General features: G+C 70.5%; 15 protein-coding genes. 6 read left to right on the top strand and 9 right to left on the bottom strand.

The window, feature by feature from the left end; all coding sequences use genetic code 11:
• Window positions 1-40 precede the first annotated feature (40 nt).
• Window positions 41-808, top strand: a complete 768-nt coding sequence (locus ACIGJO_RS24740) for a GntR family transcriptional regulator (protein ID WP_399961470.1) — start codon at window positions 41-43, stop codon at window positions 806-808.
• 170 nt (window positions 809-978) lie between these two features.
• On the opposite strand, the gene ACIGJO_RS24745 is transcribed toward ACIGJO_RS24740, so the two are convergent.
• The 3 genes from ACIGJO_RS24745 to ACIGJO_RS24755 form a co-directional block, all read right to left on the bottom strand.
• A complete protein-coding gene (locus tag ACIGJO_RS24745; protein ID WP_399961472.1) occupies window positions 979-2,136 on the bottom strand; it encodes an ROK family transcriptional regulator in 1,158 nt (385 codons plus the stop codon).
• Between the two features lie 100 nt (window positions 2,137-2,236).
• A complete protein-coding gene (locus ACIGJO_RS24750; RefSeq protein WP_399961474.1) occupies window positions 2,237-2,887 on the bottom strand; it encodes a response regulator in 651 nt (216 codons plus the stop codon).
• A gap of 4 nt (window positions 2,888-2,891) precedes the next feature.
• Window positions 2,892-4,067, bottom strand: coding sequence for a sensor histidine kinase (locus ACIGJO_RS24755; RefSeq protein WP_399961476.1), 1,176 nt, complete (start codon window positions 4,065-4,067; stop codon window positions 2,892-2,894).
• Window positions 4,068-4,175: 108 nt separating this feature from the next.
• Here ACIGJO_RS24755 and ACIGJO_RS24760 point away from each other — a divergent pair, with 108 nt between their 5' ends.
• The 3 genes from ACIGJO_RS24760 (at window position 4,176) to ACIGJO_RS24770 (ending at window position 6,413) form a co-directional block, all read left to right on the top strand.
• Window positions 4,176-5,114: an ATP-binding cassette domain-containing protein gene (locus tag ACIGJO_RS24760; RefSeq protein WP_399961478.1), complete on the top strand. Its 939-nt coding sequence runs from the start codon at window positions 4,176-4,178 to the stop codon at window positions 5,112-5,114.
• A 2-nt stretch (window positions 5,115-5,116) separates the two neighbouring features.
• Complete coding sequence (locus ACIGJO_RS24765) at window positions 5,117-5,854, top strand: ABC transporter permease (protein WP_399961480.1); 738 nt, start codon at window positions 5,117-5,119, stop codon at window positions 5,852-5,854.
• 121 nt (window positions 5,855-5,975) lie between these two features.
• Entirely contained in the window at window positions 5,976-6,413 is a 438-nt protein-coding gene (locus tag ACIGJO_RS24770) for a hypothetical protein (RefSeq protein ID WP_399961483.1), read from the top strand.
• Between the two features lie 172 nt (window positions 6,414-6,585).
• Here the strand turns inward: ACIGJO_RS24770 and mug are convergent, their stop codons facing one another.
• The 6 genes from mug to ACIGJO_RS24800 all read right to left on the bottom strand — a co-directional run bounded on the left by mug (window position 6,586) and on the right by ACIGJO_RS24800 (window position 12,788).
• Entirely contained in the window at window positions 6,586-7,137 is a 552-nt protein-coding gene (gene mug / locus ACIGJO_RS24775; RefSeq protein ID WP_399961485.1) for a G/U mismatch-specific DNA glycosylase, read from the bottom strand.
• A gap of 19 nt (window positions 7,138-7,156) precedes the next feature.
• A complete protein-coding gene (purB, locus tag ACIGJO_RS24780) occupies window positions 7,157-8,599 on the bottom strand; it encodes an adenylosuccinate lyase (RefSeq protein ID WP_399961487.1) in 1,443 nt (480 codons plus the stop codon).
• A gap of 215 nt (window positions 8,600-8,814) precedes the next feature.
• Complete coding sequence (locus ACIGJO_RS24785; RefSeq protein WP_399961489.1) at window positions 8,815-9,660, bottom strand: SGNH/GDSL hydrolase family protein; 846 nt, start codon at window positions 9,658-9,660, stop codon at window positions 8,815-8,817.
• Window positions 9,661-9,825: 165 nt separating this feature from the next.
• A complete protein-coding gene (locus tag ACIGJO_RS24790) occupies window positions 9,826-10,845 on the bottom strand; it encodes a hemolysin family protein (protein ID WP_399961491.1) in 1,020 nt (339 codons plus the stop codon).
• Entirely contained in the window at window positions 10,842-12,179 is a 1,338-nt protein-coding gene (locus ACIGJO_RS24795; RefSeq protein ID WP_399961493.1) for a hemolysin family protein, read from the bottom strand. The genes ACIGJO_RS24790 and ACIGJO_RS24795 overlap by 4 nt, the downstream gene beginning before the upstream one ends.
• Before the next feature lie 183 nt (window positions 12,180-12,362).
• Entirely contained in the window at window positions 12,363-12,788 is a 426-nt protein-coding gene (locus ACIGJO_RS24800; protein ID WP_399961495.1) for a GNAT family N-acetyltransferase, read from the bottom strand.
• Between the two features lie 165 nt (window positions 12,789-12,953).
• Between ACIGJO_RS24800 and ACIGJO_RS24805 the strand changes: the two genes are divergently transcribed.
• Complete coding sequence (locus ACIGJO_RS24805) at window positions 12,954-13,181, top strand: antitoxin (protein ID WP_336674683.1); 228 nt, start codon at window positions 12,954-12,956, stop codon at window positions 13,179-13,181.
• Window positions 13,178-13,549: a fic family toxin-antitoxin system, toxin component gene (locus ACIGJO_RS24810; protein WP_399961497.1), complete on the top strand. Its 372-nt coding sequence runs from the start codon at window positions 13,178-13,180 to the stop codon at window positions 13,547-13,549. Before ACIGJO_RS24805 ends, ACIGJO_RS24810 begins: the two co-directional genes overlap by 4 nt.
• The last annotated feature ends 21 nt before the right edge of the window (window positions 13,550-13,570 follow it).

Consider the following 13,570-nt stretch of genomic DNA (forward strand, 5'->3'; position numbering starts at 1 on the left):
AACGTCGCGGAATAGACGCTGGGCGATTGCGGAGGACAGGGTGGGGACCACGCAGCTGGAATCGGTACAGGAGCCGAAGTACTGGCACCTCAAGACCGTGCTCAGTGAGGCACTCGACTCGGACTTTGCGGTGGGGGCGGTCCTGCCCAACGAGCGCGATCTCGCCGCCCGGTTCGGAGTCGCACGGGCCACGCTCCGTCAGGCTCTGGAGCAGCTCGAACTCGAAGGCAGGCTGCAGCGCCGCCGCGGTGTGGGGACGACCGTCGCCCCGCCGCGCGTGGGCGTCGCGGTCTCCACCGCGCAGCACGACTGGACCGGCGGTGTCGTCGGCGAGGCATGGCAGCCGCTCGACTGCACGACCGACACGGCGCCGGCCGCGGTGGCGGGCATGCTCGACACGGACGCCGCGGAGCCCGTCCATGTGCTGCGCCGGATCCGTTTCACCCACGGCCAGTCGGTCGCCGCAGAGCTGCTGTACGTCCCGGCGTCGTCAGTGCCGGACCTCTCCGCGATCGACGCACCGTCCGGCCCCGCCCGCGCCCGGAGCGTGCTGCGCGAACTGCACCGGCTGGGCCTCGAAGGCCAGGACCGTTCCGTGGAGCTCGGCTCGGCCCGTGCCGACGACGCCAAGGAGCTCGACCGCCTCCCCGGCGCGCCGGTTCTCGTGGTGACCACCCGCTACTTCGCCGCAGGCGGCACCGCGGCCGTCTCCGTGGCCACCTACCGGGCCGACACCTGCCGGCTCACCTTCGGGGACTCCGGCGCGCTGGAGATCAGCCACGAGGGGCAGGAGCGTCAGGCCTCCTGACGCCATCGAGCCCGGCCCCGGGCGGCGCAGGCCGACCGGGATCCGCTCGGACATGTTCCCTGCCGGTGGAGCCACGCCCGCCCACCGGATCCGCACCGCACGGCCCGTCGCCTACGCAGCGGCGGGCCGTTGCTGTGCCCCGGGCACTCGCGTTGCCGTGCCCCGGACACTCAGCGGCGGGCCGTCACGCTGCCCTCCACCGCGAACAGCTCCTCCTCGACATGGTCCAGGGCCAGTCGCAGCGCGCCGGTGGCGACAGCGGCCTCACCGAGGAGCGACAGCGCCACCTTCGGCGGGCGCAGGCAGTAGCGCGCCAGTTCATTGCGGAGCGGGTCCAGCACACCATCCAGACCGGCCGCCCAGCCGCCGACCACCACCAGCTCCGGGTCGAGCGCCAGCACCAGAGCCGCGACATCGTGCACCAACCGCTGGATGAACCGCTCGACCGCTGCCTGGGCCCCGGCATCGCCCTGCCGCGCCTGGGCGAAAACGGCGGTCACGGCGTGCTCGTCCAGGGGAACGAGAGGAGTGTCGGTCGTCGACAGCAGACGCTCCGGGGTCACGTCCCTGCCGAGCAGATGCAGGGCGCCGATCTCACCCGCCGCGCCCCCGAAACCGCGGTGCAGCCGTCCGCCGATCAGCGATCCGGCCCCGGGGCTCAGCCCGGCCAGGACGAAGACGATGTCGTCGGACTCGGTCGCCGCGCCCTTCCAGTGCTCGGCCACCGCCGCCGCATTGGCGTCGTTCTCCACGAGAACCGGGCAGCGGAAGGAGCGCCGCAGGCGCTCGCCGAGCGGGAGGCCGGTCCAGTCCGGCAACGCGGTGCCCAGCCGTACGGTCCCGTCCGCCTCCACGATGCCGGGGCTGCCCACCCCCACCGCACGCAGGCTGCTCCTGGCGACCCCGGTGCGCCGCAGCACGTCGGCGATCACGGCCCTGACCTGGTCGAGCCGGTCGTCCGCGCTCGCGGTCTCGGACACCACGCGCGATCCGGCGCCGATGATCCGTCCGTCCAGCCCCGACAGCATCGAGGAGACCCGGTGCGGGCCGATCTCGATGCCCAGCAGATGGCCTGCCTCGGCACGGAAGCGGAACCGCCGTGCGGGCCGCCCCTGGCGCCGTGCCCCACTCTCGTCGGGCAGGGCCTCGACGACCAGGCCCGCCTCGAACAGCCCCTCGACCACGCCTTCGACCGTCGGCCTCGACAGACCGGTGATTCTGGTCAGATCCGTCAGGGTCGGAGTGCCGGCCCCTCGCAGGGCATGCAGCACCACCGCGGAATTGATCCGCCGCAACAGCGAAGGGTCCCCACCGGTCAGCCGGCCCACCGTGTGTCCTCCCAGCTCATGCGCATGTCTGCCGGATGGTACTCGCTGGCCAGGGACACGGCGAGCGGCAGCGCGAGCCGGTATCGAGACGCAACCTGCGTCACCCCGGGGCGACGAAACCGGACTCGTACGCGGCGATGACCGCCTGCGTGCGATCCCTCGCACCCAACTTCGCCAGTACAGCGCTGACATGCGTCTTCACCGTCTCGACGCCGAGCACCAGTTTGGCCGCGATCTCCGCGTTGGACAGGCCCCGGGCCATCAACCGGAGGACCTCGGCCTCCCGCTCCGTGAGCGCCGCACGGTCCATGGCCGCCCTCGCCCGGTTCGTCCCGTACTCGGCCGCGAGCTGCCGGACCGCCGCGGGGAACAGCAGCGACTCGCCCTCGGCCACCAGGCGCACCGCGTGCACGATCTCGGCGGGCCGGGCGCGCTTGAGCAGGAACCCGTCGGCTCCCGCGCGCAGTGCCTCGTACACGTACTCGTCGTTCTCGAACGTCGTGACCACCAGGACCTTCGGGGGATCCGGCACTGTGCGCAGCACCACCCGGGTCGCCTCGATGCCGTCCATCAGAGGCATCCGCACATCCATCGCCACCACGTCGGGCCGCAGCTGACGCACCAGAGGAATCACCGCGGCACCGTCGGCCGCCTCACCCACCACCTCGATGTCGGGCTGGGCCTCAAGGACGGCACGCAGGCCGGCGCGCACGAGGGGTTCGTCATCGACCAGAAGAACGGTAACCGGCATCGGGTCAGCGTATGCGCTCCAGCGGGAGGCTCACGCGCACTCTCCATTCGCCGTCGCGGGGCCCCGCCTCGGCCCTCCCTCCCAGGAGCGCCGCCCGCTCCCGTATGCCGCGCAGCCCGCTGCCGCCGCCCGGCAGTCTGTCCGACCCCGTCAGCGGATTGGCCACCTCCAACTCCAACCGGTCCCGTACCACCGCGATCCTCACCCGTACGAGGACTGATCCGGCGTGACGCAGCACATTGGTGAGGCACTCCTGAAGAATGCGGTACCCCTCGCGCGACACCGGTGCCGGTACCCGGTCCAAGGTTCCGGACACCTCCGCGTCCACCGTCGCCCCCGAGCCACGAGCCGAGTCGAGCAGCCGGCCGGCCTCGACGAGAGTCGGCCGCCTGCTCACCGGTGTACTCGATTCCCGAAGCACCCGCAGCACCCGCTCCAGATCCTCCAGCGCGTCACGCCCTGTTTCCTCGATGGCGGCGAGCGCCCGTTCGGTGAACTCCGGGTCCTTCGCGGTCCGTGCCGCACCGGCCTGCACAACGGCGACCGTCAGCGCGTGGCCGATGGAGTCGTGCAGCTCGCGAGCGATGCGATTGCGCTCCAGCAACTGCTCGGTGAGCTCCTCCAGAGCGGTCATCCGCTCCACCGGTGACGGGCCGAGCAGCCGGCGCGCGACCGCGGTGGCCAGCTCGCCCATGAGCACGACCACGGTGATGAGCAGGACCAGGGGCAGGGGAGCCAACAGCAGCGCATGCCATCCGTGCGGATCGCCGTACGTGAACAGCCCCTCGTCGCTGGGGGCCTTGCCCAGGCCGGCCCGGATCAGATCGACCGAGGTGGCGGGCAGCCAGATCGTGGCCGACCCCGCGGCGACGGCCAGCAGCAACCGCACCTCCAACCACAGAACGGTCCGCCACCGGTCCGCCCACGTGGCCGCGACAGCCGCGGAGATCGAGGCATCCGGACGGCCACGTTCGTCAGGGGTGAGGAGCAACTGCGCCTGAACCCCTTCCGCCAGACGCATCGCGGGGACCAGACCCACCGGCACCGCGAAGAGCAGCGGCATCCACGGCATGTCCATCGAGATGAACAGCCACACGCTGACAACGGCGGCCGGGGCGAGCAGATGCAGCCAGCGGGTGTAGGTGACCGGTCTGGCCAGCGGAGCGAGGAGGTGGGGCATGCCGTCATCGTGCCAGCCGCGCGGCCGGCGACGGCTCCCCCGAGCGAGGGAGATGAACCCCACGGCAGGGGGAGGCCGTGCGGCGGGCACGGCGGCCAGGCTGAGGACATGACCACCATCGATGTCCACGGACTCACCAAGGACTACGGCGCCACCCGTGCCGTGGACCGTCTCACGTTCAGCGTGCGACCAGGCCGGGTCACCGGATTCCTCGGCCCGAACGGCGCGGGCAAGTCCACCACCATGCGGCTCGTCCTCGGCCTCGACCGGCCCTCCAGCGGCACGGCCACCATAGACGGCCAGGCGTACGCCGCGCTCAGCTCTCCGCTGCACCGCGTCGGCGCACTGCTCGACGCCCAGTCGGCTCACGGCTCGCGGACTGCCCGCAGCCACTTGCTCGCGCTCGCCACGAGCAACTGCATGACCGCCGCCCGGGTGGAGACCGTGCTGGCGGAAACTGGCCTCGCGCAGGTCGGGGGAAAGCGGATAAAGACGTTCTCCCTCGGTATGCGCCAGCGTCTCGGGATCGCCGCAGCGTTGCTCGGGGACCCGGACGTGGTGATGCTGGACGAGCCGTCCAACGGACTTGATCCGGAAGGCATCGTCTGGATCCGCGAACTGATGAAGAGGCTGGCCCGCGAAGGCCGTACGGTTCTGGTCTCCAGCCATCTCATGAACGAGACATCGTCCTTCGCCGACCACTTGGTGGTCCTCGGCAGAGGCAGGCTTCTCGTCGACATGCCGATGCGGGAGTTCCTCGAATCCCGCAGCAGGCCCCGGGTGCGGCTGCGCACCTCCGAACCCCACAGGCTTCAGGATGTGCTGACCCGCAAGGGCCATGTACCTGAGCGGAACGATGACGGGCGTTGGACGGTCGAGGGTGTCACGGCCGAGGAGATAGGCACGCTCGCGGCCTCCGAAGGCATCCCCCTCTTCGAACTCATCGATGAGCGGCTGACCTTGGAACAGGCGTACCTCGGTCTCACGGCGGACGAGGCGGAATTCGCGGCCGGCACGGTATCCACCGCTGAGCGTCAGGAGGCGTGACCATGTCCCCGACCGCGGTGCTCCACTCCGAGTGGATCAAAGTCAGATCGCTGCGCTCCATCTCAGGATCTCTGTCAGCGGTGTTCCTGGTCACGCTCGCCATCACCGTGCTGACCTTCGCCATCGACGGAGGGGCGGATGCGGACAGCGCGGACGCGGACCCGGTACTCGAAGCTCTCTACGCCCTGAACTTCGGGCAGCTGGCGGCTATCAGCTTCGGTGCGACGGCGCTCTCCTCGGAGTTCGTCAATGGTGCTCTGCGGATATCGCTGTCGGCGGTCCCGCGCCGCGGACTCTTCTACGCGGCCAAGATGACTGTCGTGGGCGGGCTGGCCCTCGGCGTGGGGCTGGTCACCAGCTTCGCGGCGTTCCTGGTGGGGCAGCTCTTCATGGGGGAGGACGCGATAGGCCTGGGGCATCCGGGCGCGTTGAGGGCGGCGCTCGGCGGTGGTGTCTACCTGGCGCTGATGGCCCTGTTCGCGGCAGGGCTGGCGGCGCTGCTCCGCAGCGCGGTGGCCGTGCTCAGCCTTCTCATACCCTTCATCCTGATCGCCTCCTTCGTGATCGGGGACATCGCCGGGGAAGCGGCCCAGTATCTGCCGGACCGAGCGGGGCAACTGGTGCTGCACGAGAGTCCGGACGGAAGCCTCGGTCCATGGGCGGGGCTGGCGGTGACGGCGGCCTGGACCGCGGCCGCTCTGCTGGCGGGCTGGTTCGCTGTACGGAATCGGGACGCCTGAGCCGCAGGCGGGCGGGAGAGGGGAGGCAGGAGGGGAGAGGCGAGCCGGGGCCGGGGCTGGGGGGCGCTTCAGAGATCGGGTCAGAGGGGCACTTGTCAGTGCGAGGCGGTTTACTGACGGTATGACGACCGCACACCATCTCCGCCTCATCGACGGGTTGCGCACCAAGGGATTTCCCGCGGAACGCATCCCCTCGGGCTCGGGAGTCAGTGGGCCCGGCTACCACACAGTTTCTCTGCACGCGGACGAGGAGCACGGGGAGGACGGTGAGGTCGGCCGTCTGGAGCACAGAGCTCAGTGCCTCGCGGAACACGACGCACTGATCACGCTGCTCACCTCACGCTGGGGTGAGCCGCAGATGGTGAGCCTGTGGAGTGCGCAGGAGCGGATGCTGGCGGGCGAGACGATCCCCGAGCCGTGGGCGGATCCGGTCGCCGGCTGTGAGTATCTTCAGCTCTGGAGGATCGAGGACCGATGGGTGGCGATGGGGCTCTTCCTCGAAGAGGGGGGCCCTGGCTGCGAGCTGACCGTCCTGGTGACGGTGATCGACCCGCCCTGACGGCGACAGCCCCGCGCCGGCCGCCGTTCGGCAGCTTCGCCCGACTTGGCCGCCTCGACCGTCGACGACAACCGGCCGGCCGCCACGCCGACCACACGGCGGCTCCCGGCGTTGGTGTCAGCCGTCAGCCGTCAGCCGTCAGCCGTCAGCCGTTGGGTGCCGGTGTCGGGTTTCAGGCGGCGGGTGGGGGCGAGCGGGTGGCTTCGCGGAGACGGGCGTACTCGTCCGCCATGGTCCGGACGGTCCAGTGGGCGTTGAGGCCACTGGGGTTGGGCAGAGCCCATACGCGGGCACCGCCGATCGTCCGCTCCTGCGGGCCGATTTGGGCCTTGCGTTCGCCGAAAGCCGTGCGATAGGCGGTGACACCGACCACGGCGAGCCACAACGGTGCCAGGCGCTCCGTCTTCTCGGCCAGGATCCTGCCACCTTCACGGAATTCCTCCGCCCCGAGTTCGTCCGCCCGGGCCGTGGCCCGCGCCACCACATTGGTGATGCCCAGGCCGTGGTTCAGCAACTCGCCCTGTTCGGACGGCATCAGCCTGCGGGGTGTGAAGCCCGAGAGATGGAGCACCGGCCAGAAACGGTTGCCGGGGTGGGCGAAATGGTGGCCCGTGACAGCGGTCGACAGGCTGGGGTTGATGCCGCAGAACAGCACCCGCAGGCCACCCGTGACCACATCGGGAACGATGCGGTCACGAGCGGCCCTGAGCTCCTCGGGTGTCATCGGGTGACAGCGACGGATGTCAGAGGATGGAGCCGGGGGTGTAGGCCGCGGCCTCCGGGTGCTGCTTGGTGATGTCCTCGATCCGGGACACCAGCGCGGTGACCTGGTCGCCCGCCGCACCGGTGAAGGAGAGCTTGTCGGCCATCAGCGCGTCGAGCTGTGCCCGGTCGAGCGGGATGCGCTCGTCGGCGGCGAGCTTGTCCAGCAGTTCGTTGCGCTCCGCGCCCTGCTCCCGCATCGCCAGAGCGGAGGCGACCGCGTTCTCCTTGATGGCCTCGTGGGCGACCTCGCGGCCCACCCCGGCCCGGACCGCACCCATGAGGACCTTGGTGGTGGCCAGGAACGGCAGGTAGCGGTCCAGCTCCCGGGCCACGACCGCGGGGAACGCGCCGAACTCGTCCAGCACGGTCAGGAACGTCTCCAGCAGACCGTCGAACGCGAAGAAGGCGTCGGGCAGGGCCACCCGGCGGACCACGGAACAGGACACGTCGCCCTCGTTCCACTGGTCACCGGCCAGCTCGCCCGTCATCGAGGCGTAGCCGCGCAGGATGACCATCAGGCCGTTCACACGCTCGCAGGAGCGGGTGTTCATCTTGTGCGGCATGGCGGACGAGCCGACCTGGCCGGGCTTGAAGCCCTCGGTGACCAGTTCGTGGCCCGCCATCAGCCGGATCGTCTTCGCCACCGAGGAGGGCGCCGCGGCCAGCTGTACCAGCGCGGTCACCACGTCGTAGTCGAGCGAGCGGGGATAGACCTGGCCGACCGAGGTGAAGGCCTGGGCGAAGCCGAGGTGCCCGGCGATGCGCTGTTCGAGATCGGCGAGCTTCCCGGCGTCCCCGCCCAGCAGGTCGAGCATGTCCTGCGCCGTGCCGACCGGGCCCTTGATGCCGCGCAGGGGGTAGCGGCCGAGCAGGTCCTCCAGCCGTCCGTGGGCCACCAGCAGCTCGTCCGCGGCCGTCGCGAAGCGCTTGCCGAGGGTCGTCGCCTGAGCGGCGACATTGTGGGAACGGCCCGCGATGACCAGCTCGCGGTACTCGCCCGCCAGCTTGCCCAGACGCGCCAGGACGGCCACCGTCCGGTCGCGCATGAGCTCCAGCGAGAGCCGGATCTGGAGCTGTTCGACGTTCTCGGTGAGGTCCCGGGAGGTCATGCCCTTGTGGACCTGCTCATGGCCGGCGAGGGCGTTGAACTCCTCGATCCGGGCCTTCACGTCGTGCCGCGTGATCTTCTCGCGTTCGGCGATCGAGGCCAGGTCGACCTGGTCGAGGACGCGCTCGTAGTCGGCGAGGGCCGCGTCGGGCACCTCGATCCCGAGGTCCTTCTGAGCGCGCAGCACCGCCAGCCACAGCTGACGCTCCAGCTTCACCTTCTGCTCGGGGGACCAGAGGACGGCCAGCTCCGTGGAGGCGTAGCGGCCGGCCAGGACATTGGGGATGCGAGGCTTCGCAGACACAGCAGTCACGTAAACAGATTCTACTGGCGGTTTGTGCAGGCCAGCGCCGCGGCCCCGTTTGTGGCTTGCTACGAACGCGGGCGAGGGAGCGCAGATGCGGCAGCGAAGGTGAGGCGGTGCGGATGCGGCGGTGAAGGCGTGGAGCGGGCGGAGCACGCCCTGGGCGGGTACCGCTGCGGCGAGTGGGGAGTGGTGCCGAGCGCCCACCCGGGGGTCCCGGAGCGTCAGCTTCCGGACCCGTCCGTCCGGCGCCACCCCGTCACCGGGCCCGGATCCGAGGCGTCCGCGGGCGTGATCCAGAAGGCCCTGCCCGTCTCGGCGCTGAACTGCGCTCCCGTCCGGCCGTCCCCGGACGACCGGCCGGTGAGCCGCCGCCCGATCCAGGGCGCCAGATGCTGCCGGGCGAAGCGCACGTCGTCGGCACGCCGCGTCGCCCAGTGGGGCGGCGGCGTCGCCGGTACGGGTGACTGCCAGTCGAGCTCGGCAGGCAGGCCCAGCGTCTGCCAGACCGCTTCGGCCACCCTGCGGTGTCCTTCGGCCGTGAGGTGCAGCCGGTCGACGTCCCACATCCGGGGATCGCCGAGCGACGGCGCACCGTAGAGATCCACCACGAGTGCCCCGTGCCGGTCGGCCAGGTCGCCGACCAGGGAGAACAGCTCCTCCATACGTGGACGGAAGCGCTCCATCACCGGGCCGTCGCGGCCGGGGCTGCGCATGAGGACCAGCTGCCCGCAGGACGGGGCCAGCCGCTCCACCGCTTCTTCGAGCCGTCCGCGCACCATGCCCATGTCGCACTTGGGCCGCAGCGTGTCGTTGAGACCGCCCACGAGGGTGATCACATCCGCGCCCATGCCGGCCGCGGGGCCCACCTGCTCGTCGACGATCTGGCCGATCAGCTTTCCGCGTACCGCGAGGTTGGCGTACCGGAATCCGGGGGACCTGGCCGCGAGCCGGGAGGCGAGGACATCGGCCCAGCCCCGGTACGTGCCGTCGGCCAGCAAGTCCGACATGCCCTCGGTGAACGAGTCGCCGACCGCGACAAGACTGGTGTAGGTGGCATTCAATTCCATGGCCCTGCGATCGTACCGTGACGGCCGTGCCGGGTTCCGGGGTCGCGCGGAGCCGGCGGGGGCGGGGAACGGCCCTCGGACCGTCCCCGCCCCCGCCCTGCCTGCCACGCCTGCTCTTGCCTGGCCCGGGGCCGAGACCCGGCCCCGGCCCCGGGGTTCAGGAACTCAGCGTGCCTGCGATCTGCCCACGAGTTCCCGCAGGACGTCCTCCATCGTGACCATGCCGGCCAGCCGGTCGTCCTCGTCGAGTACGGCCGCCAGATGCGTACGACTGCGCCTGAGCGCCGTCAGCACGTCATCGAGCGGGGTCGACGCGCGCACCCGCGCGATCGGCCTCATCGCGGTCACCGGGAAGGGGACATCGCGCGGTGTCGCGTCCAGGGCGTCCTTCACATGGAGGTAGCCCAGGATGCGCTCCTCGCTGTCCATGACGGGAAAGCGCGAGAAACCGGACTCGGACGAGAGCCGTTCCAGCTCCTCGGGCGTGGTGCCGACCTTGGCGTACATCACCCGGTCGACCGGCATGATCACGTCCTGCACGGGGCGACGGCCCAGCTCCAGGGCGTGCCGCAGCCGCTGCGCCGACCGGTCGTCGACCAGTCCGGCATCCCCGGCGTCCTTCACCAGCCGCGCCAGCTCGTCGTCCGAGAACGTCGCGGACACCTCGTCCTTGGCCTCCACGCGAAGGAGCTTGAGCAGCGCGTTGGCGAAGGCGTTGATCGTGAAGATCACCGGGCGCAGGGCCCTGGCGAGGGCCACCAGGGGCGGTCCGAGGAGCAGCGCGCTGCGGGCCGGTTCGGCCAGCGCGATGTTCTTCGGCACCATTTCGCCCAGCAGCATGTGCAGATACGTGGCCACGGACAGGGCGATCACGAACGAGATCGGATGGACCAGTCCGTGCGGTACGCCCACCGCGTTGAAGACGGGCTCCAGCAGGTGCGCGATGGCGGGCTCGGCGACGATACCCAGCACCAGTGTGCACAGGGTGATGCCGAGCTGGGCGGCGGCGAGCAGCGCGGACACGTGCTCCAGGCCCCAGATGACGCTGCGGGCCCGCCGGTTCCCGGCCTCGGCCTCCGGCTCGATCTGGCTGCGGCGCACGGAGATCAGCGCGAACTCCGCGCCGACGAAGAAGGCGTTGACCACGAGGGTCATCAGGCCGATGAAGAGCTGAAGGGCGATCATCGTGCGTCCTCCGTCTCTTCCCCGGAAGCGGGCAGCGGGGCGTGCAGCAGGGCGCGTGCGGCCCTGCGCCCGGAGGCGTCCACCACGTCGATCCGCCAGTCGGCCAGCTCGACGGTGTCACCCACCGCCGGGATGCGGCCGACCTCGTTGGCGATCAGCCCGGCCAGCGTCTCGTACGGTCCGTCCGGCACCCGCAGCCCGATGGTCCTGAGCTGGTCGGTGCGGGCCGCGCCGTCGGCCGACCACAGGGTGCGTCCGTCGGCGTCCTCACCCGCGGGGGCAAGGTCGGGGGTCTCATGCGGGTCGTGTTCGTCGCGCACCTCGCCGACGACCTCCTCGACGATGTCCTCCAGGGTCACCACACCGGCCGTGCCGCCGTACTCGTCGATCACGACAGCCATGGCGATCTTGCCGGACAGCCGGTCCAGCAGGCGGTCCACGGTGAGGGTCTCGGGCACGAGGAGAGGTTCGCGCAGCATCTCCGAGACGCGTTTGCGGGGCCTCTGCTCGGCCGGTATGGCCAGCACGTCCTTGATGTGGGCGACGCCGACGACCGTGTCGAGGCTGCCCCGGTAGACGGGGAAGCGGGACAGCCCGGTCGCCCGAGTGGCATTGGCGACATCCTCGGCCGTCGCCTGCAGTTCCAGGGCGGTGACCTGAACGCGCGGGGTCATCACGTTCTCCGCGGTCAGCTCCGCCAGGTTGAGGGTGCGGACGAAGAGCTCGGCGGTGTCCGCCTCCAGCGCGCCCTCCTTGGCGGAGTGACGGGCCAGGGCCACCAGTTCCTGGGGGCTGCGGGCGGAGGCCAGCTCCTCGGCCGGTTCGAGGCCGAAACGGCGCAGAATCCGGTTGGCGGTGTTGTTGAGATGGCTGATGAAGGGCCGGAACACCGCGGTGAACGCCCGCTGCGGTGTGGCGACGGCCTTGGCCACGGCGAGCGGGGAGGAGATCGCCCAGTTCTTCGGGACGAGCTCGCCGACCACCATCAGGACCACGGTGGACAGGGCGGTGCCGATCACGAGGGCGACCGAGGACGACACGCTGGAGGAGAGGCCGATCGCCTCCAGCGGTCCGCGGATGAGTTTGGAGATCGACGGCTCGGAGAGCATGCCGACCACCAGGTTGGTGACGGTGATGCCGAGCTGGGCGCCGGAGAGCTGGAAGGTGAGGCTGCGGACAGCCTTCAGGGCACTGGCGGCGCCCCGCTCACCCCGCTCCACGGCCCGTTCGAGCTCGCCGCGCTCCACCGTGGTCAGTGAGAACTCCGCCGCGACGAAGGCGCCACAGGCCAGGGAGAGCAGTACCGCGACGAGCAGTAGCAGCACTTCGGTCATCGGTTCACCTCCGTCCCAGGATCGGGCAGGGGCAGGAGGATCGCGCGATGTCGGCGATGTCGGCTACTGGGAGGCTCGCCCATGGGCGGACGCTCACACCTTTCGTCAGGGGTCGGTCGGATGAGATCCCATAGTAAAGGACCAGCAAAATTGCGTGCGGCGAGGAGTGGCGGGTACGCGAGGTCAGCCGGTCAGGTGGTGCACCCAGCGGCTCCACTGCGGTTGCGGCGCGTACCCCGAGGCCCGCCAGGCATGCTGCGCCAGCTCGTTGCGGTCGAGCACCATGGCGTCGCTCCTGCGCCCTCCCAGCTGGACGAACCGCTCCTCCGCCGCAGCGAGCAGCGCTCCGCCCACGCCCCGGCGGCGATGGTCCGGATGGACGGCCAGCCGGTAGAGATGGCATCGCCAGCCGTCGAAGCCCGCGATCACGGTCCCGGCGAGCGTGCCGCCCCGCTCGACGAGGATCAGGGACTCGGCGTCGCGTTCCAACAGCCGCGTGATGCCGTCCCGGTCGTCGCTGATGCTCGTGCCCTCCGCGGCCACCTTCCAGAACGCGAGGACCTCGTCCAGGTCCGCAGGGGTCGCGGCACGTATCGAAAGATCGTTCATGGGGTGATCCCACCACCGGACGACCGGAGCGTCGACCCCGTTTCGCCATCCGGGCTGCCGCGCGGCGGAGCCCTGCGGCAGCCCGGTCGATGGCCATGCCACCCACCATGCGCGCACCCCGGCTCCTCTTGCCGGTGCTAGCGGAGGCGCGCTAGCGTGATGGCTGTGCCCAAGACTCAGCTGAACGTCCGAGTGGAAGAGGCCACCGCCGAGGCCGCGCGTCAGCGCGCGCTGCAGAGGGGGATGAGCGTGAACCGCTATATAGAGGAGCTCGTCAAACAGGACGCGGGCGAAGTGGGACACACCTTCGTCGAGGCGGCGGCGGACTTCATGAAGCAGTACGAGTCGGTGTTCGCCGAGGAGTTCGGCCCGGAGCGCGAAGGTACCCGTTGAACCTACGGATCGACCTCTCCTGGCTGCTCATGGTCGCCGAGCACAAGACGCCCGGCGATCCTCAGGTTGTCGACTGGGGCGCGCTCGTCGCCGCGGTCAGCCGCCACGAGGCGGAGATCTTCGGCAGCCCCGTCTACAGCGATCCGCATTCCCGCGCCGCTGCCCTGCTGCAACTGCTGCTCCACGTTCCCGCGCTCGAACGCTCCAACGCGATGTTCGCCTCCGCCGTCGCGTACGGATATCTCGTCGCTTCCGGGCTCAAGGTCATCACCTCGCCCGAGCAGGTGCGTGATCTGGCCCGACTGGTCAAGGAGGGCAAGGCGGACGTCCGGGTCATCGCCGACGAACTCCGGCAGTGGAGTGTGTGAATCCGGTTCACCGGGTCGCGT

This window comes from Streptomyces sp. NPDC079020 (assembly GCF_044542225.1).
GTDB lineage: Bacteria > Actinomycetota > Actinomycetes > Streptomycetales > Streptomycetaceae > Streptomyces.

Coding starts and splice junctions, on each gene's coding strand:
- ACIGJO_RS24750 (WP_399961474.1), bottom strand. CDS start 2,887: ATGCCGGTTACCGTTCTTCTGGTCGATGACGAACCCCTCGTGCGCGCC.
- ACIGJO_RS24755 (WP_399961476.1), bottom strand. CDS start 4,067: ATGCCCCACCTCCTCGCTCCGCTGGCCAGACCGGTCACCTACACCCGC.
- ACIGJO_RS24760 (WP_399961478.1), top strand. CDS start 4,176: ATGACCACCATCGATGTCCACGGACTCACCAAGGACTACGGCGCCACC.
- ACIGJO_RS24765 (WP_399961480.1), top strand. CDS start 5,117: ATGTCCCCGACCGCGGTGCTCCACTCCGAGTGGATCAAAGTCAGATCG.
- ACIGJO_RS24770 (WP_399961483.1), top strand. CDS start 5,976: ATGACGACCGCACACCATCTCCGCCTCATCGACGGGTTGCGCACCAAG.
- mug (WP_399961485.1), bottom strand. CDS start 7,137: ATGACACCCGAGGAGCTCAGGGCCGCTCGTGACCGCATCGTTCCCGAT.
- ACIGJO_RS24785 (WP_399961489.1), bottom strand. CDS start 9,660: ATGGAATTGAATGCCACCTACACCAGTCTTGTCGCGGTCGGCGACTCG.
- ACIGJO_RS24790 (WP_399961491.1), bottom strand. CDS start 10,845: ATGATCGCCCTTCAGCTCTTCATCGGCCTGATGACCCTCGTGGTCAAC.
- ACIGJO_RS24795 (WP_399961493.1), bottom strand. CDS start 12,179: ATGACCGAAGTGCTGCTACTGCTCGTCGCGGTACTGCTCTCCCTGGCC.
- ACIGJO_RS24800 (WP_399961495.1), bottom strand. CDS start 12,788: ATGAACGATCTTTCGATACGTGCCGCGACCCCTGCGGACCTGGACGAG.